This window comes from Rubrivivax soli (genome assembly GCF_049810355.1).
Lineage (GTDB): Bacteria > Pseudomonadota > Gammaproteobacteria > Burkholderiales > Burkholderiaceae_C > Rubrivivax.
The window spans coordinates 5,783,519-5,809,861 of record NZ_CP187368.1 but is presented as its reverse complement, the minus strand read 5'-3'; the positions used below and the strand labels follow the sequence as shown (position 1 = coordinate 5,809,861).

The following is a 26,343-nucleotide window of genomic DNA, read 5'->3' as shown; positions in this document are numbered from 1 at the left end:
TTGAAAGCGGCGTTTCGGTCGTGCGTGATCACAAGCGCCACGCCCAGCGCAACTGCACGAAGTCTTCGCCCGGATTCGGATCGCGGATGCCGGCGTTGGAGAAGTGCTCAAGTCGCAGCGCGATCTCGTGCTGGCGGCGCTCGCCAAAGCGCCAACCCACCGCCACGTGACTGCCGAAGTTGAAGCTCGTGCTGAAGCGCTTGTCGCGGCTGCGGTACAGCGGCAGCAGCAGGTTGGCGCCGACACCGCCTTCGACGAAGCCGCGTTCCCACGCTCGCGGTCGCCAGCGCAACACCGGCGTCAGTGCGAGTTGCGTCACCCACGCGCCGCTGCGTCCACCGTCTTCGAGGTCACTGAGCCAGCGGCCGGCGGACGCTTCCCAGTAGCCGCTCAGGGCGCCTCCAGACGCCAGTTCGCGCTGCCACTGCCAAGGTTGCGTCACGCCTGCGACGACGGCCTGCGCGCCCTCCGCCAAACCCGCCTGCACGAACGCCTGGCGGGCGAGTGGCTCATCGGCCACCGCAATCTGCCACGCTGCTGCCAGCAGGGCCACCACCAGTGTGGCGAGCGCGCGCGCCACGCCGGACGCGGCCACGCGGCCTTGCGCCGGTCGTCGCTTCACACCATCTCCTTGTCGCTGCCGGCGAATCTCATGGCGCGGGCTCTTCAGGCAGGGGCGCGAACTCGGCATCGTCGGCATCGGGCAGCTTCATGCGCCCCGCCTTCCAGTCCGCCGCCGCCTGCGCCAGCCGGTCTTTCGATGAAGAGACGAAGTTCCAGTAGATGAAGCGTTCGCCGACTGGCTCGCCACCGAGGAGCATCACTGCCGAATGCTCGACGGCGCGCACACGCGAGGCAGCCGCGCCGAGCACCAGCATCTTGCCGCCGCCGTAGGTGGCGCCACCGAGTTCCACCGCCCCGCTCGCGATGTACAGCGCTCGCTCGGCGTGGCCGGTGGGAATCTCCGCCGTCGCGCCACGCACCATGTCCAAGTGAGCGTAGAACTGCGGCGAGTGCGTCGCAGTGCATGCCGTCAGGCCCCAGGCGCTGCCGGCGACGAGCTGCCCATGCACCCCCCCGTCTTGCCACTGCGGCAGGTCACCACCCGCATGGTGCGAGAAGCTGGGCGCCACCTCCTCGTGCTCCGTCGGCAGCGCGACCCAGGCCTGGATGCCGTGCAGATGATCGCCCTGCGCCCGCGCGCGCTCGAAGCGCTCGCTGTGCGTGATGCCCCGGCCGGCGGTCATCCAGTTGACCTCGCGCGGGCGGATCGCCTGCTCGTAGCCCAGGCTGTCGCGATGCATCATCTCGCCGGCGAACAGGTAGGTGACGGTGGACAGGCCGATGTGCGGGTGCGGCCGCACATCGACGCTGCGTTCCACGCCGGATGCGAGGTCGAGTGGCCCGATGTGGTCGAAGAAGACGTACGGGCCGATCATGCGGCGCTGCGCGAAGGGCAGCACGCGGCCGACTTCCATACCGCCGCCCAGACTGCGACGTCGCTGCTCGATGACCAGCTCGATCAAGGTCTCTGCCCCTCTTCGGGATCGAACATCGCGATGCCGCCGCGGGCTGTGGTCGCCGGCACCTCGTTCTGAAGGACGTCCCAGTGCTCGGCCAGCTTGCCGTTCTCGATCCGGAAGAGATCGATCACCACCTGCGGTGCGTCGGCCCAGCCGCGAATGCGGCCGTGGATGGCGACCAGATCACCTTCGGCGACGATCAGGCCGGGCTCGTAGTGAACGGCGGGCGAGAGGTCGGCGACGAGCGAGCGCAAGGCTTCTCGACCTTGAGGAATGCTCGGGTTGTGCTGGATGTAGTCCGCCGCGTAGAGGCGCTCCACCGCCGAAGCATCGTGACGCTGGAACAGCGAGGTCATCGCCTCGATCACCAGCGCCTTGTTGCGCTGGGGACGATCGTCGAAGACACGCTCCGCGGGTCGGGTGACCGCGAAGGTGCCGGTCATCCGCATGAACCGGCCGCCAGGCAGCGTCGCGAACGAGTGGATCAGACCCCGGTCGTGGTCCTGCACGTTCGTGACGGTCGCGCCGTCCTTCTCCTGCCAGCTGACGGCGAAGAGGCTGTTGCCGAGCGGTACGACCTGGATGTCGACGGTCTCGACCCGCGCGAAGGGCCCTTCCTTGATCTCGAAGCTCAGCTGCGTCATCGACAGCAGCGTCATCCTGACCTGGAAGTTCGGGTAGGAGACGGTCATCTCCTGGCCAATGGGGAAGCGACTCATCGTCATCACCGCTTCGCTTGCTCGGCGCTGCCGGGCACCGGCGTGTTCAGCAGTTGCTGCTCCCACAGGTACGCGATGCCGCTGCCGGCAGCGTGCTGGATGATCACGTCCACCAGCGCGCCTGCGGTTTCGACGCGTGCCCAGTCGCGCTGCCACTCGGCGGCCAGCGCCAGCCAGGTGATCATGTTCGCGCCGGCCGCGAGCATGCGCTGGATGGCCACCTCGTGTGCCTCCACCGACACGGCGCCGGACGCATCGGTGACCACCGTCACATCCCAGCCTTCGCCGAGGGCCTGGATCGCCGGCATCGCCACGCAGACCTCGGTCCACAGGCCGGCCAGGATGAGCTGCTTGCGGCCGGTCGCCTTGACGACGTCCACCACCTTGCGGTCCTCCCAGGTGTTGATGAAGGTGCGGTCGATGACCTCCTGGCCGGGGAACACGTCGGTGATCTGCGGAAAGATGCGGCCACCGCGATCGGCGACGACGGTCGTCAGGATGGTGGGAACGCCGAAGACCTTGGCGGCCTTCGCCAGCGCAGTGGCGTTGTTCACCGCCATGTGCGGATCGTGGCTGTTCAGGTTCGAGAGCTGGTAGGGCTGGTGGTCGATCAGCACGACGACCGAGTCTTCGGGGCGAAGAAGCGAGGAAAGGCCATTTCGAAAGCTCATGATTTCATCCTTGGATGGGTTGGGGTTGGGCGGCCAAGGTCGGCCGCGTCAGGTGGCGGTCCAGGAAACTCCGGACCAGAGGAGCGATCTCGTGCAGGTGCGTCTCCAGCGCGAAGTGCCCGGTGTCGAAGAAGTGGACTTCCGCGCTCGGCACGTCGCGCCGGAAGGCTTCGGCGCCGGCGTTCAGGAAGAAGGGGTCGTTCCTGCCCCACACCGCGAGGATCGGCGGACGGTGCTGCCGGAAGTACGCCTGGAACCGCGGGTACTGCGCGACGTTGCTGGCGTAGTCGAGGAACAGGTCGAGCTGGATCTCGACGTTGCCTGGGCGCGCGGTGAGCGCTGCGTCGAGAAGGTAGGTGTCGGGCGCTACGCGGCTCAGGTCTTCGACCCCGTGCGTGTACTGCCACTTGATCGCTTCGGGCGTCACGAACTGGCGAACCGCCTCGCGGTTGGCGGGGGAAGGATCGTTCCAGTACTTGCGGATCGGGATCCAGCCATCGGCCAGGCCTTCCTCGTAGGCGTTGCCGTTTTGCGTAATCAACGCGGTGATCCGCTCGGGCCGCGCGGCGGCCAGGCGCCAGCCAACGGGCGCGCCGTAATCGAAGACCTGCAAGGCGTAGCGGTCGAGGCCGAGCACCTCGGTGAAGCGGGCCATCGTCCAGGCCAGCTGGTCGAAGCTGTACACGTACCCGAGTTCCTCTGGCACCTCGGTAAGCCCGAAGCCCGGCATGTCCGGCGCGATCACGTGGTACCGGTCCGCCAGCATGGGGATCAGATCGCGGTACATGAACGACGACGTGGGAAAGCCGTGCAACAGCAGCACGGTGGGCGCGGCCGGATCACCGGCCTCGCGGTAGAAGACCTTCACGCCATCGACTAACGCGTGGTGGAACGACAACCGAGGACTGGCGGCGGTGGCGGCGGTGAGAGGCTCGCGCTTCATGGCGGCGGCTCCTGGCGCTAGCGCGCCGCCTCGACGATGAGCGCGGCCACCTCGTCAGGGTGGGACACCATGACAACGTGCGACGCGCCTTTCACCTCCACCACCCTGCGCGCGCCCGCGCGCTCCGACATGAAGCGCATCGCCTGCGGCGGGATGTTCTTGTCCGCGGTGCCGTAGATCGACCACGAGGGCAGGTCTTTCCACGCCGGCGCGCCGGAGGCCTGCGTCAACGCGGCTTCCGCGATCGGTCGCTGCGTGGCGGCCATCAAGGCCGCGGCGGCCTTGGGCACGTCGGCCGCGAACTGCTGGTGGAACTTGTCCTGCTGGATGTAGAGGTCCTTGCCGCCGTCCGCGAGCGCCACCGGCGGCGCCAGCGCTTCACCGAGCGTGCCGCCGGGGAACTTGCCCGCCAGGGCCAGCGCGGTCTCGCCCGCGTCGGGTACGAAGGCGGCCACGTACACGAGCGACTTGACGTTGCGGCGCCCGGTTGCGGCGCCAGCGGCGTTGGAGATCACGGCACCGCCGTACGAATGACCGACCAGCACCACGCGACCGGGGATGCTGTCGATCAGCTTGCCGAGGTAGCCGGCATCGCCGATGAGCGTTCGCAGCGGGTTGGCGACGCTCACGACGCGCAGACCTTGCTTCTGCAAGCGAGGTACGACGCCGTTCCAGCTCGCGCTGTCGGCAAACGCGCCGTGCACCAGGACGACGGTGGTGGCATCGGCCGGCACGGACGAACCGGCACCCTGGGCGACAGCGGTCGCCATCACCGTGGCGCCGAGGAAGGGAACGAGAAGCTTGAAAGGAAACATGCCGAACTCCTTGTGGGCTGTGCTGTCAGGCGCTAAGGCCCTTGACGAAGGCGAGCAAGTCGGCGTTGAGCTTGTCCTTGTGCGTGTCGGCCAGGCCGTGCGGCGCACCGGGATAGACGACCAGCTTGGCGTTCTTGACCAGCTTCGCTGCCGCACGCGCGGACGCGTCGATCGGCACGATCTGGTCGTCGTCGCCGTGCAGCACCAGCGTGGGCACGTCGAACTTCTTCAGGTCTTCGGTGAAGTCAGTCTCCGAGAACGCCTTGATGCAATCGAACGTGGCCTTGTGCCCGGCCTGCATGCCCGCGGACCAAAAAGAATCGATCAGCCCCTGCGAGACCTTTGCGCCCGGCCGGTTGAAGCCGAAGAACGGGCCCGAGGCGATGTCCTTGTAGAGCTGCGAGCGGTTGGCGAGCTCGCCGGCACGGATGCCGTCGAACACGTCCATCGGCAGGCCGCCCGGGTTGGCCGCAGTCTTGAGCATCAGCGGCGGCACGGCCGAAATCAGCGCCGCGCCGGCCACGCGCTTGGTGCCGTGGCGGCCGATGTAGCGCGCAACCTCGCCGCCACCGGTGGAGAAGCCGACGATCACGGCCTTCTTCAGGTCGAGCTTGTCCATCACCGCGGCCAGGTCGTCGGCGTAGGTGTTCATGTCGTGGCCGCCCCAGGGCTGGCTGCTGCGACCGTGGCCGCGGCGATCGTGGGCCACGCAGCGGAACCCGCGCGACGCCAGGAACAGCATCTGTGCTTCCCAGCTGTCGGAGTTCAGCGGCCAGCCGTGGCTGAAGACGATCGGTTGGCCGTTGCCCCAGTCCTTGTAGTAGAGCTGGGTGCCGTCCTTGGTGACGATGGTGTTGCTCATAGTCGGTCGTCCTTTCTGGTTGCCGCGTGCGGCGGATCGGGTGGAGGGAAGGGTTTCGGCCAGGGCCGACAGCGGCAGGCCGAGACCGGCCACGGCGAGTGCGCTGCCGCCAAGCAGTTGGCGGCGCGACGGATCGGGGAGGAACGGGACTTTTTCGTTGGTGCTCATGGGAACTCCTGGGTGGGCTCGGCCGGGCTGACGTGGTTCAGCGCTGGCTGCGGTGGAGCCGTTGCAGCGCTTGCGCGACGCCGCGGCCATACGCCGGGTCGGCACGCGTGCAGTTGGCGATGTGGCGCTGCTGCACGTTCTCGCTGGCACCGCCGAGCGAACGTGCGGTGTTGTCGAACAGGCGTTGCTGCTCGTCGGGCGCCATCAAGCGGAACAGCGCACCGGGCTGCGTGAAGTGGTCGTCGTCGGCGCGGTGGTCCCAGTGCGTGGCATCTCCGCGCAGTGGCAGCGGCGGTTCCATCAGCGCGGGCTGGTCGGCCCACTCGCCCTGGCTGTTGGGCTGGTAGCCGATCGTGCGGCCCTGGTTGCCGTCGACGCGCATCGCGCCGTCGCGGTGGTAAGCGTGGAACGGGCACTTCGGTACGTTGACCGGGATCTGGTGCGCGTTGACGCCCAGCCGGTAGCGGTGCGCGTCGCCGTAGCTGAAGAGCCGCCCCTGCAGCATCTTGTCGGGAGAGAAGCCGATGCCCGGCACGACGTTGGCCGGCGAGAACGCCGCCTGCTCCACGTCGGCGAAGTAGTTCTCGGGGTTGCGGTCGAGCTCGAGCACGCCCACGTCGAGAAGCGGGTAGTGAGCGTGCGGCCAGACCTTGGTCAGGTCGAAGGGGTTGAAGGCACAGCCCTCGGCCTGGGCTTGGGTCATCACCTGCACGGCCAGCGTCCAGCGCGGGAAGTCGCCACGCTCGATGGCGTCGAACAGGTCGCGCTGCGCGCTTTCGCGGTCCTTGGCGACGATGGCCTCGGCCTGGATGTCGCTGAGGTTACGGATGCCCTGCAGGCTTTTGAGGTGGAACTTGACCCACGTGCGCTCGTTGGCGGTGTTGATGAAGCTGAAGGTGTGGCTGCCGAAGCCGTGCATGAAGCGGTACCCGTCGGGCAGGCCGCGGTCGCCCATGACGTAGGTGACCTGGTGCAGCGCCTCGGGCAGCAGGGTCCAGAAGTCCCAGTTGTTCTGCGCGCTGCGCAGGTTCGTGCGCGGGTCGCGCTTGACGGCGTGGTTGAGGTCCGGGAAGCGCAGCGGGTCGCGCAGGAAAAACACCGGGGTGTTGTTGCCCACCAGATCCCAGTTGCCCTCTTCGGTGTAGAACTTGACCGCGAAGCCGCGGATGTCGCGCTCGGCATCAGCCGCACCGCGCTCGCCGGCCACAGTGGAGAAGCGCACGAAGGCTTCGGTCTTCTTGCCGATGGCGCCGAACAGGCGGGCCTTGGTGAAGCGCGTGATGTCGTGTGTGACCGTGAAGTGGCCGAACGCGCCCGAGCCCTTGGCGTGCATGCGCCGTTCGGGGATCACCTCACGGTCGAAGTGCGCCAGCTTCTCGAGCAGCCAGATGTCCTGCAGCAGCGCCGGGCCGCGCGGGCCGGCGGTCTGGGTGTTGGTGTTGTCGACGACCGGGGCGCCGTTGACGTGGGTGGTGTGCTTCATGGGGGCCTCGATCAGTCGGTCAATGCGATGGCATCCGCGCCCGCCGGGATGCGAAGCGGGCTGTTTGGTTCGTGCACAGCCTTCCAAACGGCCGCGGCAACGTCCGATGGATGCGTGAACGCCGATGACGAGGCCATGCCAGCGAACACCTTCTGCGCGAACGCTGCGTAGGCCTCAGGGATGCCGTCCGTCACGAGACGCCTGGCGTTCTCGCCAAAGCGGGTTTCGGCGGACCGACCCGGTTGAATCAGGCTCACGCGGATGTCGAACTCGCGCAGTTCCAGCGCGAGCGACGCGCTGAAGCTCTCGATGGCCGCCTTGCTGGCGGCGTACACCGAGACCAACGGGAACGCCTTCGTCGCGATGATCGAGCCGATGTTCACGATCACGCCCGACCGGCGCTCGCGAAACTGCGGCAAGAAGGCCTGCGTGAGCGCCATCGTGCCCAGCACGTTGGTCTCGAAGACGAGTCGAGCCGTCTCCATCGGCAGCCCTTCGAGGGCGCCCATCACGCCGATGCCGGCGTTGTTGACCAGCACGTCGATCGGCCCGGCGGCGCTGACCAGTTCGGCCACGGACTGCAAGTCGGTGACGTCGAGGTCGAGCACGCGCAAGCGGTCGGATGCCGGCAGGAGTTCCGGCCGCGGCGTCCGCATCGTCGCGATGACTCGCCAGCCCCAATCGTGGAAGTGCGTGGCGGTCGCCAGGCCGAAGCCGGACGAGCAGCCGGTGACGAGAACAGTCTTCACGGGCGTCCTTGGAGGCGATATGCGCGCCTCGAAACATGGATGCCAGCTTAGGAAGCGCCGCCCCTGCTCACAGCGCAACGAAGACAGGGCTGGTTCTTCGCCTTTAGGACTACTCGGCGTCGCGTGACCCTTGACGTCCGAGCGGCAGGCGCACAACCCGTGGATCGTCAAACTTCATGTACGGACACATGTGTTGCCCGATGTCGAGTTTCACCACGATGATCTTCAGCACCACCTGCAAGCGGCCGGCCGTGAGGGGCTGCTCCTGGCCGAGACTGTGAGTCTGGCCCCGTGCCCGGTAGCGGACTTCGGCCTGGGGGGGCAGGACGACAGGCCTTGACTCAGGGCAAGCGCCCTGGTCCCGCACAGGCGCATCTTGACCGGCCCTCAACTTGATGGGAGACCATCATGGGTTCCGTTGCCAATACGGCTCGTCGCGACCCTTGGAACAAGGGCAAGATCGTCGGGCAGAAGGCCCCGTTCAAGCTCAAGGACATCTGGGCGCTCCGTGTGCGTCTGCAGATGGAACACCGAGTGCGTGAACTTGCGCTCTTCAACCTGGGTATCGATAGCAAGCTCCGGGGCTGCGATCTGGTTGCCTTGAAGGTCCGAGACGTGTGTCACGGCGATCAGTTGGCAACGCGTGCCATCGTCATGCAGCACAAGACCCAGCGCCCGGTGCAATTCGAAATCACGCCAGCGACTCGTGAGGCGCTGCAGGCTTGGATCAAGCAGGCGGAGCTGAAGCCCGAGGACTTCCTGTTCCCCAGCCGTCTTCATGACTCGCCACACCTGGGCACCCGGCAGTACGCCCGCATCCTCAGACATTGGGTCGACGAACTCGGCCTGGACCGCGCCGAGTACGGTACGCACTCGATGCGCAGGACGAAGGCGACGCTGATCTACCGTCGGACCAAGAACCTGCGCGCGGTTCAGCTGCTCCTCGGACACTCCAAGCTGGAGTCCACGGTGAGATACCTCGGCATCGAGGTTGACGACGCCCTCGAGATCTCTGAGCAGACCGAGATCTGATTGCCTGCTATGAGAAGCCGCCCCAGCTGATGATCGGGGCGGCGATACGCGAACGTTCGCTGTCAGGCACGGAGCTGGACTCACACTCCCGGCCAGGAGCCGTCGTTTGAGCGGGAGCCCATGAGCGGCCACCCAGCTGGCCACACGCGGCCGCCAACGCAGATTCGGTCGCTACCCAAGAGCCGCTAGACAGACTGCATCAGGCGCCGAGCGCGAATGGCGGCGATTTTTGGCGATATGCGAAAGGCATGTTCTTGCGAACCCTGCAGAAAGCGCTCGATCACGTCGAGCGTTTGCACAGTGAAGTCGGGATGCCGATAGCGTAGGAGGCCATTGAACATCATAAGCACGTTGCTAAGTCCGAAGTCCTTGATGTCGTTCTCCGGCAGGCCGAACAGCGCTCCTTCGAGCCCCTCGTTCAGGAAGCCGAGCTTCCACAAGGTACATACGATCAAGTAGCCGACGCGCGCGTATCCCTTCTCTTCGTCGAGCCGGGTCAGCAAAGCGTTAACCAGGCGCTCGCGCTCTTCGTCGGTCGCGAGGCGGCCATGCAGGGCCAGCAATGCGTCGAGGTTGTCGGAGTGCAACTGCGCATGCTCAGGGTCGCTAACGATCTCCTGTTCGATCGGCGAGTTCGGCGTCCACATATCGGTGCCGATCTGGTTGATTTGCCTGCCTTGATAGACGATGAAGATGCTGCCGAGGCCGCCCGCGTGTCGGCCGTTCTTCTCGTAGCGGCTCAACTCCGCTCCTGATTAGCGATGAACCTCAGCAACCCTGATGCCACGCTCGGGCTGCTTCGGCGTCGCGACCATCGCCCGCAGCAAACTGCCGAGCATGGCCCGCATGTCGTAGCGCCGGTTGAAGCGGAACTGGACTTCGGCGAGGTAACGGTATCCGTACTTGGCGAACTTGATGGCGTGGTACGTGCCAGTCAGCGCGGTCTTCACGTTGCCGATGAGCGTGTTGACGGCGCGGAACTTCTCGTTGAGTACGCTGGCCTTGCCGCCACCGGTGACCTCGCGGTCGTGGACGGCGCCCATCGAGGCAGCCACGGTGAAGCAGCCCAGGCCGTCGGAGACGACGGTCAGCGGCAAGCCCATGCTGGTCGCGATGAACTCCTTCATCGCCTCGTTGGTGAACGGCCGCGCCGACAGGCAGGCCAGGTGGGCGCGGCCGTCCTCGGTAGTCTGCACCGCCACGACGAAGGGCACCTTGTTCTCCGAGCCGCGGCCGGCCTTGCCACCGCTGCGTTCCCCGCCGAGATAGGCGTCGTCGACTTCGACGCGGCCGGTGAGTTGCCGCTCGGACTCGGCCAGAGCCATGGCCTGCAGCAGCTTGTGCTTGATGAGCCATGCGGTGCGGTAGCTCACGCCCAGCTGGCGGGTCAGTTCCAACGCCGAGACGTTGTTCTTGGCCTGCGTCAGCAGTTGCATGGCCAGGAACCAGCGCGTCAGCGGCAGCTTGGTAGCCTCGAAGACGGTGCCGCTGGTTACGCTGCACTGGTACTGGCAGCCGGAACACTGCCAGTACAGGCGGCCTTCGCGTCGGAACGTGGTGCGCGACTGCATGACGCCGCAGACCGGACAGACGAAGCCGCTCGGCCAGCGCGCGGAAACCAGAGCCCGCTCGCACTGCTCCTCGGTTCCGTAGCGGTCCATGAACTCCGGCAACGACAGCCCCTTCTGGAACTGGACTCGATTCATCGGCATGGCGCATCTCCTGGTGGGATGCGCCCATCCTCGGCGCTCAGTGGCTGACAGAGTGAGCCTGCTGAGCTTCATCGCTAATCAGGACTCCGCTTGCAAGACTGCAACGACGCTCTTCTCGATTGCATCCGCGATGCCGGTTGCCGACTCGAGCATTGCAATCGTCCGCGGCTGCGGCTTCGGGCGCCCCTTGCACGACACAACGACACGCTGCTCGTTGCCGTCCTCGTCGCCAATCCCGAAGGTGGCGACCAGTGGCAGCGCTTCGTCCTGGCGCGGCACACCGCGGATCATCACAACGGATCGGGCAGGCAGCGTCGTGCCCGGTGCGATCCGGTGGTCGGACTCGTAGGCAGTGCCGTGCATTGAGCTGCGTTGCGCGCGTACCGTGGTCATACCCATCACGATCTCGCCCCTGATCTTGGGCTTGATGACGCGGGTCGTCGTCAAGCCGATCGGCGCAGCGCTCTGGTTCTTCACCGCGAAGTCGGCCACGATTTGCGTGACCATCGATCCGTCGGCCTGTTTGGCGACCGACCAAAAGCAGTGTTGTTCGATGGGCGTGAGATGAAACGTCTTGCGCGCCCGCGCTTCGGCCCGCGAGGTGCGCCACGCGGTAAGGCCGAGGTTGATCCACTTGAATGCGGACAGAACGCCGAACACCACCAGGCCGACCACGAGCCACGGCCGGTACTCCTTAGGCAGTTCGGCGTTGATGACCGGCACGAAGAGCAGCACGGCTGACGCGACGGCGAACGCCGAGAACAGCCAAGCGGGCAGATCTTTGACTGCCTCTACAAATTTGGCGACGGCACCCGATCCATCGGCGGGTGTCATCGCGCTGTCGGAGCAAGAAGTTGGTACACCAACAGTACGTTACACCACGATCCCGCATCGGATACGGGCGACGGCTTCCGCTCCAGGAGCACCCGCTGATCCTGGCGGGTGCAGCGCTGTGATCAGGACCGGCCTGTCGAACGCGGCCACAAACCAGAACGTGCAGACGGTACAAGGCGCGCGTTCAAACTGTACTGGCCCTGTTCGCCCTCAACTCGGCTGCTGCGGCCGGAGTGGCGCGTTCCACGTCACAGGTCCGGGATGAACTCGGCGGCTATGCGCCCACGATTTCCGGTGGTTGACAGATCGCCGCCTGCGTCCGCTGCGCGAACTATGGTCTGCCGGCTCGCAGTCCAAACTTGGACTGGATGAAAGTAGCTCGGCCCTTCCTTCCACTTCGGATGGTTTCCACGACGACCTTCCAAGGGGATCACCTTCCGACCTGGACCATCCTGCGAATAGATGGGAAGCAACCGGCAGCGTTTCGCATCCGCACTGAGCACAAGAAAGAAGTGCTCGTCCTTTACCCAGGTCTCCGGGGGGCCACTGACCTTGCCACCAAGCGAGAGCATGGTTTTGGGGCAGAGGTGGACAACCATTCCTGGCTCAAGTTCGTTGGCGAGGTTTTTGTCCATCAATCCTTTGTCTCCTCCGCCACAGTCTAAGTGCGCCTTGGCACTGCCAGATGCCAGCTTTCGGAAGTCTCGAAGTATGCGTCCGGCCAAGTCACCTTGACGGGGCCGCCGCGGCAACGATGTCGGCGATCAGGTCGCCGGTGCCCAGCGGTGCGGCAGCAACTCGTCGATGCGGCTGGCCGGATGCGTCGGCAGCCGCTCCAGCACGTCCTTCAGGTACGCGTAGGGCTCGTGCCCGTTGATCCGCGCCGAGTGCAGCAAGCTCATGATCGCCGCGGCGCGCTTGCCCGCGCTCAGGCTGCCGGCGAACAGCCAGTTCTGCCGTCCCAGCGCAATCGGCCGGATGTGGTTCTCCACCCAGTTGTTCGAGATCGGCACATCGCCGTCATCGACGAAGCGGGTGAGTTCGGCCCAGCGCTTCAGGCTGTAGTCGATGGCCTTCATCGTGGCCGAGCCGCTCGGCACCAGCTGCCGCTGCGCCAGCAGCCAGCGGTGGAACACCGCCAGCACCCGGCGTGACTTGCGCTGCCGGATCCGCCTTCGCTCATCTGCCGGCAGCTCTTCGATCTCGCGCTCGATCCTGAACAAGGCCTGGTGGTACCGCAGCGCCTTGCGACCGACCTCGCTGCCGTGGTTGGCCCACAGGTCGTTGAACTTGCGCCGGGCGTGCGCCATGCACTGCGCCGAGGTCACGCCCAGGGTCGTCGTGGCGTTGTAGCCGCTGAACCCGTCGGTGACCAGCGTGCCCTGCCAGGCGTTGGGCATGTCCAGGCGCAGGAACTCGCGCACGTTCTCGCCGCTGCGGCTCTCGCTGAACTCGAACACCACGGCCTTGGCCGGGTTCGTGCTCGTCGTGCAGTACGACCAGACGTAGGCACGGTGCGTCTTGCCGTCGCGCAGATGCGCCGGCTTGAGCATCGCCACGGGCGTCTCGTCGGCGTGCAGCACGACGTGGCGCCGCAGTTCGTCGGCCAGCGCCTGCACCAGCGGCTGCATCTGCGCGCCGCACTCGCCTACCCACTGCGCCAGCGTCGAGCGGGCGATCAGGTGGCCGGCGCGCTCGTAGATGCGCTCCTGCCGGTACAGCGGCAGGTGATCCAGGAACTTGGCCACCAGCACATGCGCCAGCAGCCCCGTGGTGGGCAGACCCTTGTCGATGACGTGGCCAGGCACTGGCGCCTGCACGAGCTTCTGGCAGCACCGGCACGCCCACTTGCCGCGCACGTGGCGCTCCACCGTGAACACGCCGGGCTGGTAGTCCAGCTTCTCGGCCACGTCCTCGCCGATGCGCTGCATCGGCTGCCCGCAGCCGCAGGTGGTGTCCGCTGGCTCGTGCGCCACGTCGCGGCGCGGCAGGTGCGGCGGCAGCGGCGTGCGCTTCGGAGTCTGCTTCTCGGTCTTGTCACCGGCGTTGCCGCGCTCGCGCTCGATCTCCTGCGTGAGTTCGGCCAGGTCGGTGTCCAGCGTCTCCTCCAGCAGGCTCCGCTGCTCCGGCGCCAGGGTGCTGGCGAAGCGCTCGCTGCTGGCGGCGAACTTCAACCGCTTGAGCACCGCCATCTCGTGCGTGAGCTTGTCGATCAGCGCCTGCTTGAACGCGATCTCAGCATCCCGCTGCTGCACCTGTGCCAACAGCGACTGCACCAACTGCCGCGTCTGCGGGTCCAGGGCGTCCAGTTGCTGCGCGCCGATCATGGACAGCCATCGTGCCGTGTCGCTGCAAGCAGCGCATCGGCACATCCGGCAATTGCAGTTCCGGCATTCGCAGCCGGCCGGCGTTGTCAGATCACGCGGATGATGCCGGCCTCGCCCAGGCGCTGCCACGGCAGGCCAAGCACCAGGGCATCGAACTGGGTGCGACTCAGGCTCAGCGTGCTGGCGCCCTCGGCCGGCCAGACGAACTTGCCCGCATTGAGCCGTCGCGCAGCCAGCCACACGCCGATGCCGTCGTGCACAAGCACCTTCATGCGGTTGGCGCGCCGGTTGGCGAAGAGGTAGGCATGGTTCGGATGCGCGGCACCGAAGACGCCGACGACGCGAGCCAGCGCAGCTTCGGTTCCGAGTCGCATGTCCAGTGGCTGCACGGCCAGCCAGACAGCGTCCACCCTGATCACTTGAGCAACTCGCGCACGAAGCCGGCCAGGTCGCCCAGTGCCTGCTCCGGCCACGCGATGCCCACCGTCACGGCACCGCGCCGGATGTCCAGGCGGACCTCGGTCTTCACCTCTGGCCTCGCGGGCGCTGGCAGTGCCAACGGGACGAAGGTCGCAGCCAGCTCCGCCGACCTCGGCGCTTCAGCGGTATCCGCAAGCGCAGTCTGCTGCTGTCGCGCCAACTGCCGCCAGCGATGCACGACGTTGTCGTTGATACCGTGCGACATCGCAACCTTCGCCACCGACATTCCGGGCTCGTCGCACTCTGCCAGCACCATCGCCTTGAACTGCGACCCGTACCGCCGCCTGGTCCTCCCGCTCTCGCTTGCCATCGTGTCCACCTATTCCTACGTGGACACGATCCTTCAGACCTCAGAGCCGAGATTCAAGATGACTTGGCCGGACGGATACGTCTCGAAGGGCTGCTGAGGGTCGGCAGTGACAGTTCGCAGCCGGTCACAGCGGCCGTTCGGGCGCCGCCGCGACCGGCGCCGTACGGCTGACCGGTTACGGAGCCAGAGCGGTCATCGGAAGAGCCGATCCGCGCAAGACTGCTTCCGGCCAGAGCAGCCGCTCAGGCATTGAGCCCGAGGGGCTGCACCCAGTCTGAAGGTGCCGATGGGGCCGGCAGAAGCAGGAGCGCTCGCTTGAGACTGGGTGCGGCCACTCGTGTTCGTCGGTCTAGAGACTGCTAAGGCTGCACAGCTGACTCTGAGGAAACCGCAGCAGCGCGCGACGCAGCTGGCACCCGCCGAGTGCTACGCTAGGCCGACACTCACGACATCTTCACGCTTGTTGCGAAGCGGGACACCTGACAGCACCAGGCGTGCAGCCACTGAACGGAATGCGGCATCGAGCGGGTGGCGCCGCCTTTCTCGCAAACGCTGTCAATGCCCGTCCTTGCTGCAGTAGACCGTTAGAGGCACCTGAAATGTCTCCTGCAGGAACTTCTCGGTAACGCCAAGTAGAGCGAGTTGATGATCCGCGGCGTCAGCCTTGGACAGGCCAGGCTGGACGATGAATACGCGAAGCGCGATCCGGCAGATGCGACTCAGATCCCGGATCTCTATCAGGCGCTCCTTGGAGCCTACCTCGAAGCGCGTGGCTCGGCCGCTTTCGATCCTCAGCGCCTCTCGCTTGAGCAGATGCGCGAACAAGTCAGTCCTGCGATCCTTGTTGTGCAGCCATTGCACGCTGCGCTGAGCCTGGCCGCAAACCTCGTACATGTCGCTGATGCGGGCGCCTGCTTCTGGTGCGCTCGAATACTTGCAGTGGTAGAGGTCGACGGTTATCAGTCTCGGCAGGGTTTGACTGTCGAGGCTGATGCCAACAATGTCTGCGGCCTCGCCCTTACCGTCGTCGTCCATCAAGATTTCGTGTCGCCCCTCCGCTTTGATGTGCTCGATCATCCTGAACTGCACGGTGTTGGATCGGCGTTCTTCCCGTTGCGACTCCTGGGTGAGGTCGATGTTGCTCCAGTCAACAACCTCCAGGCGATCGCGGCTGTATAGCGGCACGTCCGACCTAAGCTGGACGAGCACATTGCCATCGAGCCTGGCCCCGTCCGCGAACCAGATCGTGGGTGGGTTCTCCGTCAGAAACTCACATAGGTCGTGCTCGCGACTACGCTTGATCGTGGCGCGATCCGCCCCTTCGTAGACAAAGGCGAAGTCCGCGTTCTTTCCACTTCCTATGAAGGTCAGTCGAACTTGCACTTCGCGCTGCGCACAGGCCACTTTCAAGACGATGGGCCCGGTCTCCGCGTAGTCGCGAAGCTCGATGCTCACGTTGGTCAACTGCTCGCTGAGCGTGTGCGAGAAAGAGATCGTGGTTGCCGACTCCACCTGATCCAGGAGTTCGACTGGCCAGTCGACGCCGATGGGGACACCGGCGGGCCGTGCTTCGATCATCGTCGGGATGAGCGTGCCTCGGAGCACATCCTCTGGGTCGAGATTCGGATCGTCGATCTTGGAGCCCACGTTCTTGCACCACGCAGCGAACTGGTCGACCCGTAGGCGCAGGCTCGCCCAGACTCGACCTCGCTTTCCTGCGCCGATGGAGGCCGGGCCGCCGTTCTCGAACCCTACTCCCGCTAGGACCGCCTTTGTAGTTGTCGCGAGCGTCGCTTCCGCCAGCATGGTTCCAACGTCAGGCCCCATTCTCCCGGTGTAACGAATCTGGCGGCCCAGTTGCTCATCCAATCCGACGTTGGTGAGCATGAGTCGATTGATGCCCGCGAAGACTCGGAAGACGTCAGGCGCCGTGATGAGTTCGACGTCATCGCCACAGAGCGCCTTCGCGAAATCAGCGTAGTTGCCGTTGTTCGCAGAGCCGTGAACATAAAGCAAAGACCTGTCGCGATCCCAGATTGCAATGCACAGCTCCCAGACGATCCCGTCGACCGTCGAGATGTCCGTCCACGCCACGCCTTGTCGGCGGGCCGCGATGACGACCAACATGTGCTCCGCCCGGTTCAGGATCGGATGCACCTTCTCCTCGTCACTGCTCCCTTTAAACGCAGCCTTGAAGGCGTCGGGATTCCAGCTCGCGCAGTGCGTCCGATAGACCACCATGCTGGCTGCCGGCTGAATCTCATTGAGGGGGATTTCGTCCAGTTGCCCGACGAAGCCGCCTACGAATCTCTGCGCCTCCAATTCCTGGCCGATCGCGCCCTCGCTGAGATGGGGCAAGAGCAGGTTCCAGTCGGGATCCTGCGTATACAACGCGCGCAGTTCCTCCTTTAGATTGACATCCGCCGTATTGGCGATGAAGACGGGCTCGCCTAGGTCATCCCTCGACCGGGTGAAGCGGCCTGCAAGTTGAAGCGTGACGGCCAGGCTCTTGCGCAAGTCATGGAATGCAGCAATCTTCAGCTCGGGCATGTCAAAGCCCTCGCCCAGCATGTCGACGCAGATGACGATGCGCGACTCGCCGCTCTCCAGCTTTCGACGGGCGTCGTCGATTTCCGTCTGCTTGAGGCCACTATGAATGACGATGGGGTTGAACTGCCCGAGGCCCACGTAGATGGCATGAACTTCTGTGGCCCGCCGTTGGGTTGAGACTCGAGCCATTGCGACGTGCAAGCCAGTCACGTCTGCACGCAGTTCCTCGAGCACCCTATCCGCGATGTCGCGATCCGCGCGGGCACTGTTGAATGCGTAGACGGAGCTGAATCGAATCGGCTTGAAGTAGCCCTCGCTTTGAGCCTGACGCATCGGGTAGACGTAGATGATTTTCCCGTCCAGAGGCTGACCGTCCTCGCGGAACGGCGTCGCCGTGAACTGCAGGATCGGCCGCTGACCCTTGAAGTGGGACTTGAACTGCTTCCAGTTCGCCGCCTCGGCGTGGTGAGCCTCGTCGATGAACAAGTGGGAGCAGCGTTCGGCCATCCGTTCCTGAACCGCCTCCGAACATCTTCCGGCCAGCGCGCTGGTCGTCACGACCACGTTGCACTGCATGAAGAACTCATCGACCTCTTCCGGCGTGGTCGGTGTCTTGGTCAGCATTCCCACCACGGGTCGCAGAACGTCCGGCTGCAGCAGGCTTGCGCGGGGATCTTTCAGGATGCCGAGCGAGAAGAACTTCTGCGAGATCTGTGTTCGAAGCGCATCCGTCGGCACGAGCACGAGGACACGTGAACACCTGGCCGACACGAGAGTTGCCAGCATGGTCTCGGTCTTGCCCGTGCCAGTCGGCATGACGACCGTCGCGACGTCCTTACTCGTCGACCAATGCGCATGAATCGCGTGCAGGGCGCCCAACTGAGGTCGCCGCAGACCGATCCTGCCGTCCCCGGCCTCGCCCTCCCCGACGTAGCGGAAGCCGTTCGACCAGCTCTCGATGGTGCGCGCGGTGCCAGTATCCGGACCGTCGATGGCCGGATGCGCCAGCCATTTGGCTGTCTTCAAATCGATGAAGTCGCCGGCAGCATCAGGGATCGCGCCAATCAGGACAGCCCCGTTGGCAGGCAACTGGTCAGGCTTGGGCGCCTTGGGAAACACATACATCAACTCGCCGCTGACGGTGGCGAGCACGTGACCGGCTACGGAAGGCAAAACGAAGCGGGTCCACTCGCCTTCGATCTCCATGGCTGGACGCATCAGTTGGCCGATGAAGCCTGTCCGATGCTTGACGTCGATGCCCTTGACGTTCGGTACGCTCAGTCGCATGGTCTTCCCTCCCCAGGGACGATGCCGGAGACGCATCTGCGGCGCTCTCCGTGCTCGTCTATGGTAGGCGCTCTGATCGACGGCACTCCTCGCAGCAGCATCCGGAGGTTCGTGCGGTGGGCCAACCCGCCCTCGAATTCATCGGGGCGCGGAGAGCAACCCGTCAGAACGAAGTGACGGTGCCGGCATCTGCCTATGTTTGAGCGACCGCTGTGCAGCGGTTGCGGTCCGTCGGCCCTCGCTGCTCTACTCACGGTGGCCAGCACCAAGCGGACCCTCGGCCCGGCAACCAGTAAAGGTGTTAAAGGCCGCTTTGCGAGGTGCAGCGGTCGCAGGACCTCACTAGCCAGGTCGAGGTCTCAGAGACCGCTTCCTGACGGCGCGAACAGGTACTTCCGACCCGAGGCAGTCACAGAGCGCCCGACATACGAAACCCGAAAGCAGTCGCTCAATTCACAAGCTCGACAGTTTGCGGAGGTGTCTTGCTGGGGCGCGCAGGACACAATCGGCCGTGCCGTTGGTCCGTAAAGTCTCATCAACACGAGGGCGGTGAAGCTTGCTTGCCCCCAAAGCCGATGCATTGCGGGCGTGTCCCAGCTGTGCGACCGCGGTACGCAGGGCCGCTCGCAGGCATCAGTGCCCGCCGAACTTTCCAGTAGGCGCGAAGTCCTCGTTGCCCGCGCCGCCGTACGGGCACGGCGTGTTCGTGGTTGACGGCCGCCGGACCCGGCAAGCTGCTGGGCGGCTCAACCGCGCATCACCGTGGACCGCGGCAAAGCCGTGAACGACTGCGCCGCGGTGTCGGCGCGTGACTGACGGCGGCAGCTATTTGCGGCTGATGCTGAACCAGAGCTGGTCGTAGTAAACGATGCCGCCCACGCCGCTGGTGGGCGCCCCGAAGCCAACGAACACGCGATCGCTGAAGGTACCGCTCCAACCGGCGTAGCTGCCAGTACCGCCGAGGACGGCACCGTCGCCGCCGCCGGCGATTACCACCGTCGCGCCTAGCTCGACGTACCGGGGCGGCTTCAGAGCTGGGTCGATCGGCGCGCCGCAGGTACCGTTGGGTCCCGACGCGATGTGCAGCTCACCCTGGTCCAGCGAGAAGGTAATGAACTCCGAGAAACACAGCGAGCCTCCAGCGCCGAAGACGAAGTCGCGCCCCCAAACGCGAGCGATGCCCTTGGGCTGGCGGTTGCCCGGGTCGTAGACCGGGAACTGCGTCGTCGGGAAGCAGCGCCCAGCGCACCAAGCTGCGAAGTCCGCCGTCGCCGGCGGTGCGGCTGTATTGGCCGAGGGCACGCCATCGGCGATGAACTGCAGATTCTGCCCTGCGAGTGCCGGGCCGGCCGCGGCCAGCGCGCTGGCGAACGCCGCGGCGGCCAGCGCTCGGATCGAACGGGAAGACGGGGAACGGGTTGCGCGCAAGGAAGCCTCCTGTGTTGAGTCATCTGAACCGGCGAACAGTCAGCGTCCCTTGGCCCCCAGACATGCCGCACCGAGACAGGTTGTGGCACTTTCTATCGGACTCACGCAGGGCACAAACCCACGCCCCCCCCTGAATCGGGGGCGAGTGTCAGGACGAGCTCACAGGCGGTTCTCTGCCAAGAAGCTCTGCGCCAAGGGGGTCAGGCCCGGTGAGGTTGCTTCAGCGGTGTCATCTAGCCGCCGCGTCCGACGCCCCGCGGAACACCCGGCTGAGAAGGGCTGCATCCGAAGATTGAATACTGACGCGACCCTTCTGCGACACACGCGACATCACAATCCCGCTGCCCTCAAACGGTCGATCGACACAGTCGATGAATGCGACGGTTAGCTGCGCAAGGCGCGGCTGACAAGTGGGGGAAGAAGCGCTGGGCGCGGAGTAGGCGGCTGCTTAGAGTGCGGCGAATGAAACCCAATTTCAAACTCCCAGTGGCGCAGGCATTCCTCGGTGGCGTCGCAACCGATCTTCACGACAGTGTCGCCAAGCTGCCGACCCATGTTCGGACCGGCGACGACTCACTCGCCGTACTGCTTGAGGCGGGCGAGCGAATCGAGTTGAAGACCGGGGACTGGCTGTTCCGAATGGGTGACGCAGGCCGCCGGCTCTTTGTCGTTCAGAGCGGCTCGCTGGACGTGGTTGTCCAGGGTGTGGACGGACACGAGCAGACCCTCGGCCGGTTCGGACCGGGCGGCGTCTTCGGCGAGGTGTCGTTCCTGCTGGGGGGTGGACGATCGGCATCGGTGCGGGCGCACGAGCGCAGTGTCATTGTCGGCATCGACTGGGTCGAGGGCGACGCCGCGGCCAACGGCCGTCTCGGGCTGGCGCTGGCCGCCGTGCTGGCACAGCGCCTGCGGTCGAACAACGCGCTGCTGCTCGACCTGCTCAGCGACGACGACGGCAGCGCCGCACCCTCTTCGCAGGGCGTCGTCACCACCAGCCCCACGCTCACCGCTGACCGCCCGCAGGTCGTCGTGCGCGACGCGATCCATCTCTCTGACCTGCGTGACATCATCGACGGCCGCGTGCTCGCGGTGCGGGTACCTGGCTGGTACACCTCCCGGCAGTGCCAGCAACTGTGCCGCAAGTTGCTGCGTCATCCAGGTTTTTCGCGGTACAGCATCGCACCCGATGTCGGTGTGCAGCGCGTTGGCTACTCATACTTTGAGACTCGCGGCGATGCCGAGCGGCTCGAGCACTACTTCGACCAGGCCGTGCCCACCATTGCCGAAATCCGCAGAGTGTGCGCACCGCTGCTGATCCCCATCGACCGACTTCGGCTGGAGCTCGACGAACACTGGCCGGGCGGCGCTGGCTTGGCAAGCCTCGGCGGGCGCAAGATGTTCGTCGGTACTTCGCGTCTCTTCGAGGACGGGCACAGCCTGCCGCCGCATCAGGACATCCTGGCCCGTGAGACCACCGACGAGGTGGCGACACGGTTACTGGCGCAGATGACCGTCAATGTGTATTTGCGTACACCGCGTGGTGGCGGAGAACTGGAGATCTGGGACCTGATTCCCAATGAGGCGCAGGTGGCTGAGCTCTACACCGGCGACTATGACTTCCTCGACAGCACCAAACTGCCGCCCTCCGCAGCGCTGATCAAGCCCGGGGTGGGCGAACTGGTCTTAATGCTGTCCAACCGCGTGCACGCGGTCCGAGCCTCCAGCGGCGGCCCTCGGGTGTCGATGTCGTGTTTCGTCGGCAGCACCGGTGAGCCCGAACGACTGGTGCTTTGGAACTGAAGGTTGTCCCTGGATGTGCCTTTAGCGGGCGCGCTGGTTGCACCGTGGGAACTCACACAATCAAATTCCGTGCGAGCAAACAACTGCGTTGCTGTCGCGCCGGTCAAGGACTTCAGCGGTCTGCAGGTAGCGATGAGTTCGACCGCCAGAGAGCGGACGGTCACCACTGTCGGCTCGCGGCCGACTCCGTGAGTTCGCGGCTGCGCCCGGAAGTTGACATTCAGCTGTACCCGGGACTGTCCCCCCGTTGAGTAGCTCAGCGAAGACGGCGGCGCACCAGGCCGAGCGCGCATCCTGTGTGGCCCTCAACTCGATGGGAGACCATCATGGGAACCATAGGCAATGCCGCTCATCGCGAGCGGTGGAACCGGGTCGAGATCGTTGGGCAGAAGGCGACGTTCAAGCTCAAGGACATCTGGGCGCTGCGCGTGAGGCTGCAGATGGAGAGCCGGGTGCGAGAACTCGCGCTCCTCAACCTGGGCATCGACAGCAAGCTTCGGGGATGCGACCTCGTAGCGATCAAGGTTCGGGACGTATGCCATGGCGACCAGGCGGCGACGCGTGCCGTCGTCATGCAGCACAAGTCGCAGCGCCCGGTGCAGTTCGAGATCACGCAGGCCGCTCGTGAAGCCCTGCAGGCCTGGATCAAGCAGGCTGGACTGAGGCCGGAGGACTATTTGTTCCCCAGCCGGCTGCACGACTCACCGCAGTTAGGGACCCGGCAGTACGCCAGGATCCTCGGACACCGGGTCGACGAACTGGGACTGGACCGCGCCGAGTACGGGACGCACTCGATGCGCCGGACCAAGGCAATGTTGATCTACCGGCGCACCAAGAACCTGCGTGCAGTGCAACTACTGCTGGGGCATTCGAAGCTCGAGTCGACAGTCCGATACCTTGGCATCGAGGTCGATGATGCCTTGGAGATCTCCGAGCAGACGGAGATCTAAGGCGGCTGCAGGTGGCCACCCAGGGCGTTGACTACGGGTGGCCTTCTCCAACGTCAGCTATGTGGCGGGCGGACGACTGGGCGCTCTCGGCCATTTCCAGTCATCCGATCTGCCAGAAATGTGCCTTGCCGACGACCGGTTTCAAAGTACAGCCGCCTTCGATGGGCGGCCGCAAGAGCAGGCCCGAAGCGGATGGCCGCCTCTCCCACCGGCGCCCCGGGCAAGCGCCACCCGTACAGGCCGCCCCTAAACTGCCGCGATGCCTGTGCCCCTCGATCCCCGCCCCGCCCTGGAAGCCGCCATCGCTGAACTGCAATCGCACCGCCCGGCACTCGGCGATGCGCTGGTGGACGCGGCGCTGGCTCCTCTGCTCGAGCGCCTGGCAGTGCTCGACGCGCAGCCCGCGCCCGCCGCACAGCCGGTGCCGACCGAGCCCGCGCGCCGCCTGCGCCAGGTCAGCGTGCTGTTCCTGGATATCGTCGGCAGCACGCAGCTCATCCAGCGGCTGGATCCGGAAGAAGTGCAGGCGGTGATCGACAGCGCACTGGCGGCCTTCGCCGACATCGTCACGCACCACGGCGGCCAGGTGCTGCGCTATGCCGGCGACAGCATGAAGGCCTCGTTCGGCGCACATGACACGGCCGGCACGCGCGAAGACGACGCCGAGCGCGCCGTGCACTGCGGCCTGGCCCTGCTGGCCGAGGCTGCCCGGCGCGGCGACGACGTGCTGCGCATGCACGGCCACGACGGCTTCAACGCCCGCGTGGGCATACACACTGGCGCGGTGGTTCGCGGCGGCGGCGTCGAGAACGACAAGAGCCTGAGCGGTCTGGCCGTCAACATCGCCGCGCGGCTGGAGCAGGCCACGTCAGCCGGCACGCTGCGCATCAGCCAGGACACCTGGGCCCTGGTGCGCGGCCTGTTCGATGCCCGGGTGCAGCCGCCGCTGGCCGTGAAGGGCGTGGAGGCGCCCATCGCCAGCTGGCTGGTGCTCGGGGCCAAGCCCCGCGCCTTCCGGCTTCACGCGCGGGGTGTGCAGGGCCAGGAGACACCGCTGGTCGGCCGCCAGGCCGAACTGGCCCGCTTCGAGGCGGTGCTCGACGCCGTGCTGACCCGCCGCACGCCGCACACCCTGACGCTGGTCGCCGACGCCGGGCTGGGCAAGAGCCGGCTGCTGCAGGAGTTCCAGCACATCCTCTCGGCGCACCCTTCCACCTGGTGGCTGATGCCCGCGCGCAGCCAGCCCTCGGGCGCGCTGCAGCCCTACGGCCTGCTGCGCGACCTGCTGTCAAGGCGGCTGGAGATCGCCGACAGCGACAGCGCCGACGTCGCCCGCAGCAAGCTCGTCGAAGGTCTTGCACCGTGGTTGGTCCAGCCCAATGACCCCGGGCCCGAACTGCTGGGTCATCTCATCGGGCTGGACTTCTCGGCCTCCACCGCCTTGCGGCGCCTGGGCGGCGACAGCCGGCTGCTGCGCGACCGGGGCCTCACGGCGCTGCGCCTGTGGCTTGAGCGCCTGGCGGCCAGCGACGGCTCGCCGGTGGTGCTGTTGCTGGACGACCTGCAATGGGCCGACGACGCCTCGCTGGATGCGCTGGCGGCCCTGCTGCAAGCCGCTCGCGGCCCGCTCCTGGCCTTGCTGTGCGCGCGCCCGGCGCTGCTGGAGCGCGTGCCCGGCTGGGGCGACGGCCTGCCCGCGCACGAACGCCTAGCGCTGCAGCCGCTGGACGCGCCGCAGACCAGCGCGCTGGCCCGCTCGTTGCTGGCGCGGCTGGACCCGGTGCCCCTGGAACTGGCCGAGCTGATCCAGCGCCGTGCCGAGGGCAACCCCTTCTACGCCGAAGAACTGGTGGGCATGCTGCTGGACCAGGGCGTGATCACCCCCAACGACGGCGCCACCCAGGGCCTGGGGGACTGGCGCTTTCACGCCGACCGCCTGGACGCCAAGCGGCTGCCCACCACGCTAACCGGCGTGCTGCAGGCGCGCCTGGATGCGCTGGACCCCGCAGCGCTCAACGCGCTGCAGATGGCCAGCGTCATCGGCCCGGTGTTCTGGGACGATGCCTTGCAGGCGCTGGACGCGCGCGGCCCGCACGCGCTGCCCGCGCTGCAGCGCAAGGCGCTGGTGCAGCAGCGGCCCACCAGCGCCTTCGACGACACCGACGAACAGGCCTTCCAGCACCACCTGCTGCACCAGGTGAGCTACGACACCGTGCTCAAGCCGCACAAGCGCGCAGCGCATGCCCGCGCCGCCGCCTGGCTGACGCAGCGGGCGGGTGACCGCAGCGACGAGTACCTGGCGATCACGGGCGAACACCATGCGCGGGCGGGGGAGCATGTGCAGGCGGCGAGCTGGTTCGAGCGCGCGTCGGAGTCCGTGGTCCTTCGCCACGCCTACAAGACTTCGTTGCACTACCTGAACTTGGCCGAGGCCCAGCTGGCACTGGCTGCCGAGCCGGCACCGCCAAAGCTGCGGCACAAGCTGCTGGCCCGAAGAAGCCGGGTCTATGACAACCTCGGGATGCGGGATGAGCAGGCAAAGGCCCTCGAACACGAGCTAGCTTGGTGCGAAGCACAGGACGAACCCCCGTGGGTGGCACTGGCGCTGTGCGGGCAGAGCCTGCTCGCCTACCGCACGGGAAGGCTGGAGTTGGCAGAGGCAGCAGCGCGCCGGGGCGCCGAACTGGCAGAGCGCATCGATGCGGCGCGCCCGGCCGCCTTGTGCAGAGGCAACCTGGCCTGGATGGCCATCGAACGTCGCGAGTTGGACGTGGCGCGCCGCGAATTGGCGTCCGCATCGTACTGGGCTGTTTTGGCGCGGGAGCGCATGTTGAGCAGCGAAGACGGTGTCTACGAACCTCAGATGTTGTTGATCGAGAGCGAACTGCACAGTGTCACGAACAACCACACGGCTCAGGACGGAGTGCTGAGTCGGGCCCTGGAAGCCGCAGTCCGCCTGCAGGCACCCAGGCTCGAGTGCCAGTGCCGTGACAGCATGGCAGAGTGGGCCCTGTTGTGCGCCGATCTGCCCGCGGCTGCCATCCACATTGACGAGATGGGACGTCGCGCCGCCGAGTTTGGCCTGGCATACCAGGCCACCGCTGCCAGCTGGCTGCGCGCACGGCTGCAATTGCAGGCGCAGCAATGGGACGCGGCAGAGCGCGAGGCCCAGGCGAGCGGCGACAGCTTCAGCACGATGAAGGACACGGTGAGCGCCCTAGAGTGCCGAGCCGTGCAGGCCGAGGCCCTGTGGCGGGATGGCCGGGCGGACGCTGCGGTGGCGCTCTGGCAAGACACCGCCGCGGCCCTGCTCGCGCGGGCCGACGAGACCGGCGCCCGTGCGGTGCGGCTGCGGCTGGCCGACGCCACGGCGGCATCGGGCCGGGCCGGAGACGGTGACGCCGGCCTGCAGGCCGTGCTGGCCGAACTGCCGTTTCTGAATGCTGTCAACGCCCTGGACACGGCCGACTTCGGGCTTGCGGCCCGCCTGGCCGCCTGGCGCGTGCTGCACCGTGCCCGCCACCCCGCCGCCGCCGGCCAGCTGGCACTGGCGAGCGCTGAACTGGAGCAGCGCCTGATCGGCTTCAGCGACCCGGTGGTCAGGGACCGGGTGCGCAACACCATCCCCTGGCACCGCGACGTGGTCGAAGCGCTGGCCGAGCGGCAGGCTACGGGGGATCGCTGAGCCAGCGGCGCCTGA

22 protein-coding genes are annotated in these 26,343 nt (G+C 66.3%); 4 read left to right on the top strand and 18 right to left on the bottom strand.

The window, feature by feature from the left end; genetic code table 11:
* Nucleotides 1–28: 28 nt before the first annotated feature.
* Genes ACPOLB_RS26710 through ACPOLB_RS26670 form a run of 9 tightly spaced genes read right to left on the bottom strand, consistent with a single transcriptional unit; the run spans nucleotide 29 to nucleotide 7,933 of the window.
* Entirely contained in the window at nucleotides 29–622 is a 594-nt protein-coding gene (locus tag ACPOLB_RS26710; RefSeq protein WP_425259103.1) for an acyloxyacyl hydrolase, read from the bottom strand.
* A gap of 28 nt (nucleotides 623–650) precedes the next feature.
* Complete coding sequence (locus tag ACPOLB_RS26705; RefSeq protein WP_425259102.1) at nucleotides 651–1,526, bottom strand: pirin family protein; 876 nt, start codon at nucleotides 1,524–1,526, stop codon at nucleotides 651–653.
* Nucleotides 1,523–2,242, bottom strand: coding sequence for a nuclear transport factor 2 family protein (locus tag ACPOLB_RS26700; RefSeq protein ID WP_425259101.1), 720 nt, complete (start codon nucleotides 2,240–2,242; stop codon nucleotides 1,523–1,525). Before ACPOLB_RS26700 ends, ACPOLB_RS26705 begins: the two co-directional genes overlap by 4 nt.
* A 5-nt stretch (nucleotides 2,243–2,247) precedes the next feature.
* A complete protein-coding gene (locus ACPOLB_RS26695; protein WP_425259100.1) occupies nucleotides 2,248–2,913 on the bottom strand; it encodes a hydrolase in 666 nt (221 codons plus the stop codon).
* A 4-nt stretch (nucleotides 2,914–2,917) separates the two neighbouring features.
* Entirely contained in the window at nucleotides 2,918–3,856 is a 939-nt protein-coding gene (locus tag ACPOLB_RS26690) for an alpha/beta fold hydrolase (protein WP_425259099.1), read from the bottom strand.
* A gap of 17 nt (nucleotides 3,857–3,873) precedes the next feature.
* Nucleotides 3,874–4,671: an alpha/beta fold hydrolase gene (locus ACPOLB_RS26685; protein ID WP_425259098.1), complete on the bottom strand. Its 798-nt coding sequence runs from the start codon at nucleotides 4,669–4,671 to the stop codon at nucleotides 3,874–3,876.
* A gap of 25 nt (nucleotides 4,672–4,696) precedes the next feature.
* Nucleotides 4,697–5,701 carry an alpha/beta fold hydrolase gene (locus ACPOLB_RS26680; protein WP_425259097.1) on the bottom strand — a complete coding sequence of 335 codons (1,005 nt, stop codon included), beginning with the start codon at nucleotides 5,699–5,701 and terminating at the stop codon, nucleotides 4,697–4,699.
* A 37-nt stretch (nucleotides 5,702–5,738) separates the two neighbouring features.
* Nucleotides 5,739–7,184 carry a catalase gene (locus tag ACPOLB_RS26675; RefSeq protein ID WP_425259096.1) on the bottom strand — a complete coding sequence of 482 codons (1,446 nt, stop codon included), beginning with the start codon at nucleotides 7,182–7,184 and terminating at the stop codon, nucleotides 5,739–5,741.
* Nucleotides 7,185–7,195: 11 nt separating this feature from the next.
* Nucleotides 7,196–7,933 (bottom strand): SDR family oxidoreductase, encoded by a 738-nt coding sequence (locus tag ACPOLB_RS26670; protein ID WP_425259095.1) that lies wholly within the window; start codon nucleotides 7,931–7,933, stop codon nucleotides 7,196–7,198.
* A gap of 408 nt (nucleotides 7,934–8,341) precedes the next feature.
* Between ACPOLB_RS26670 and ACPOLB_RS26665 the strand changes: the two genes are divergently transcribed.
* Nucleotides 8,342–8,965, top strand: a complete 624-nt coding sequence (locus ACPOLB_RS26665; protein WP_425259094.1) for a tyrosine-type recombinase/integrase — start codon at nucleotides 8,342–8,344, stop codon at nucleotides 8,963–8,965.
* 185 nt (nucleotides 8,966–9,150) lie between these two features.
* Here the strand turns inward: ACPOLB_RS26665 and ACPOLB_RS26660 are convergent, their stop codons facing one another.
* From ACPOLB_RS26660 to ACPOLB_RS26620, 9 genes are all read right to left on the bottom strand, one after another.
* Nucleotides 9,151–9,708: a hypothetical protein gene (locus ACPOLB_RS26660; RefSeq protein ID WP_425259093.1), complete on the bottom strand. Its 558-nt coding sequence runs from the start codon at nucleotides 9,706–9,708 to the stop codon at nucleotides 9,151–9,153.
* Between the two features lie 12 nt (nucleotides 9,709–9,720).
* A complete protein-coding gene (locus tag ACPOLB_RS26655; protein ID WP_425261982.1) occupies nucleotides 9,721–10,677 on the bottom strand; it encodes an IS1595 family transposase in 957 nt (318 codons plus the stop codon).
* A gap of 78 nt (nucleotides 10,678–10,755) precedes the next feature.
* A complete protein-coding gene (locus tag ACPOLB_RS26650; RefSeq protein WP_425259092.1) occupies nucleotides 10,756–11,511 on the bottom strand; it encodes a hypothetical protein in 756 nt (251 codons plus the stop codon).
* Between the two features lie 248 nt (nucleotides 11,512–11,759).
* Nucleotides 11,760–12,146 (bottom strand): hypothetical protein, encoded by a 387-nt coding sequence (locus ACPOLB_RS26645; protein WP_425259091.1) that lies wholly within the window; start codon nucleotides 12,144–12,146, stop codon nucleotides 11,760–11,762.
* 129 nt (nucleotides 12,147–12,275) lie between these two features.
* Nucleotides 12,276–13,838 carry an IS66 family transposase gene (gene tnpC / locus ACPOLB_RS26640; protein ID WP_425259090.1) on the bottom strand — a complete coding sequence of 521 codons (1,563 nt, stop codon included), beginning with the start codon at nucleotides 13,836–13,838 and terminating at the stop codon, nucleotides 12,276–12,278.
* A gap of 86 nt (nucleotides 13,839–13,924) precedes the next feature.
* On the bottom strand, nucleotides 13,925–14,248 hold the full coding sequence (tnpB, locus tag ACPOLB_RS26635) for an IS66 family insertion sequence element accessory protein TnpB (RefSeq protein ID WP_425259089.1): 324 nt from the start codon (nucleotides 14,246–14,248) through the stop codon (nucleotides 13,925–13,927).
* 5 nt (nucleotides 14,249–14,253) lie between these two features.
* The gene (locus ACPOLB_RS26630) at nucleotides 14,254–14,628 is read right to left on the bottom strand and encodes a transposase (RefSeq protein WP_425259088.1); all 375 of its coding nucleotides are present in this window, start codon (nucleotides 14,626–14,628) and stop codon (nucleotides 14,254–14,256) included.
* Between the two features lie 555 nt (nucleotides 14,629–15,183).
* Nucleotides 15,184–18,465: a DEAD/DEAH box helicase gene (locus ACPOLB_RS26625; protein ID WP_425259086.1), complete on the bottom strand. Its 3,282-nt coding sequence runs from the start codon at nucleotides 18,463–18,465 to the stop codon at nucleotides 15,184–15,186.
* 825 nt (nucleotides 18,466–19,290) lie between these two features.
* The gene (locus tag ACPOLB_RS26620) at nucleotides 19,291–19,893 is read right to left on the bottom strand and encodes a hypothetical protein (RefSeq protein ID WP_425259085.1); all 603 of its coding nucleotides are present in this window, start codon (nucleotides 19,891–19,893) and stop codon (nucleotides 19,291–19,293) included.
* A gap of 462 nt (nucleotides 19,894–20,355) precedes the next feature.
* On the opposite strand from ACPOLB_RS26620, the gene ACPOLB_RS26615 reads away from it, so the two are divergent.
* From ACPOLB_RS26615 to ACPOLB_RS26605, 3 genes are all read left to right on the top strand, one after another.
* Nucleotides 20,356–21,693, top strand: coding sequence for a cyclic nucleotide-binding domain-containing protein (locus ACPOLB_RS26615; protein ID WP_425259084.1), 1,338 nt, complete (start codon nucleotides 20,356–20,358; stop codon nucleotides 21,691–21,693).
* Nucleotides 21,694–22,019: 326 nt separating this feature from the next.
* Complete coding sequence (locus ACPOLB_RS26610; protein WP_425259083.1) at nucleotides 22,020–22,643, top strand: tyrosine-type recombinase/integrase; 624 nt, start codon at nucleotides 22,020–22,022, stop codon at nucleotides 22,641–22,643.
* A gap of 259 nt (nucleotides 22,644–22,902) precedes the next feature.
* Nucleotides 22,903–26,328 carry an AAA family ATPase gene (locus tag ACPOLB_RS26605; RefSeq protein ID WP_425259082.1) on the top strand — a complete coding sequence of 1,142 codons (3,426 nt, stop codon included), beginning with the start codon at nucleotides 22,903–22,905 and terminating at the stop codon, nucleotides 26,326–26,328.
* Nucleotides 26,329–26,343 lie beyond the last annotated feature (15 nt).

Coding starts and splice junctions, on each gene's coding strand:
- ACPOLB_RS26675 (WP_425259096.1), bottom strand. CDS start 7,184: ATGAAGCACACCACCCACGTCAACGGCGCCCCGGTCGTCGACAACACC.
- ACPOLB_RS26685 (WP_425259098.1), bottom strand. CDS start 4,671: ATGTTTCCTTTCAAGCTTCTCGTTCCCTTCCTCGGCGCCACGGTGATG.
- ACPOLB_RS26605 (WP_425259082.1), top strand. CDS start 22,903: ATGCCTGTGCCCCTCGATCCCCGCCCCGCCCTGGAAGCCGCCATCGCT.
- ACPOLB_RS26610 (WP_425259083.1), top strand. CDS start 22,020: ATGGGAACCATAGGCAATGCCGCTCATCGCGAGCGGTGGAACCGGGTC.
- ACPOLB_RS26690 (WP_425259099.1), bottom strand. CDS start 3,856: ATGAAGCGCGAGCCTCTCACCGCCGCCACCGCCGCCAGTCCTCGGTTG.
- ACPOLB_RS26655 (WP_425261982.1), bottom strand. CDS start 10,677: ATGCCGATGAATCGAGTCCAGTTCCAGAAGGGGCTGTCGTTGCCGGAG.
- tnpC (WP_425259090.1), bottom strand. CDS start 13,838: ATGATCGGCGCGCAGCAACTGGACGCCCTGGACCCGCAGACGCGGCAG.
- ACPOLB_RS26615 (WP_425259084.1), top strand. CDS start 20,356: ATGAAACCCAATTTCAAACTCCCAGTGGCGCAGGCATTCCTCGGTGGC.
- ACPOLB_RS26695 (WP_425259100.1), bottom strand. CDS start 2,913: ATGAGCTTTCGAAATGGCCTTTCCTCGCTTCTTCGCCCCGAAGACTCG.
- ACPOLB_RS26700 (WP_425259101.1), bottom strand. CDS start 2,242: ATGAGTCGCTTCCCCATTGGCCAGGAGATGACCGTCTCCTACCCGAAC.
- ACPOLB_RS26665 (WP_425259094.1), top strand. CDS start 8,342: ATGGGTTCCGTTGCCAATACGGCTCGTCGCGACCCTTGGAACAAGGGC.
- ACPOLB_RS26645 (WP_425259091.1), bottom strand. CDS start 12,146: ATGGACAAAAACCTCGCCAACGAACTTGAGCCAGGAATGGTTGTCCAC.
- ACPOLB_RS26650 (WP_425259092.1), bottom strand. CDS start 11,511: ATGACACCCGCCGATGGATCGGGTGCCGTCGCCAAATTTGTAGAGGCA.
- ACPOLB_RS26680 (WP_425259097.1), bottom strand. CDS start 5,701: ATGAGCACCAACGAAAAAGTCCCGTTCCTCCCCGATCCGTCGCGCCGC.
- ACPOLB_RS26625 (WP_425259086.1), bottom strand. CDS start 18,465: ATGCGACTGAGCGTACCGAACGTCAAGGGCATCGACGTCAAGCATCGG.
- ACPOLB_RS26630 (WP_425259088.1), bottom strand. CDS start 14,628: ATGGCAAGCGAGAGCGGGAGGACCAGGCGGCGGTACGGGTCGCAGTTC.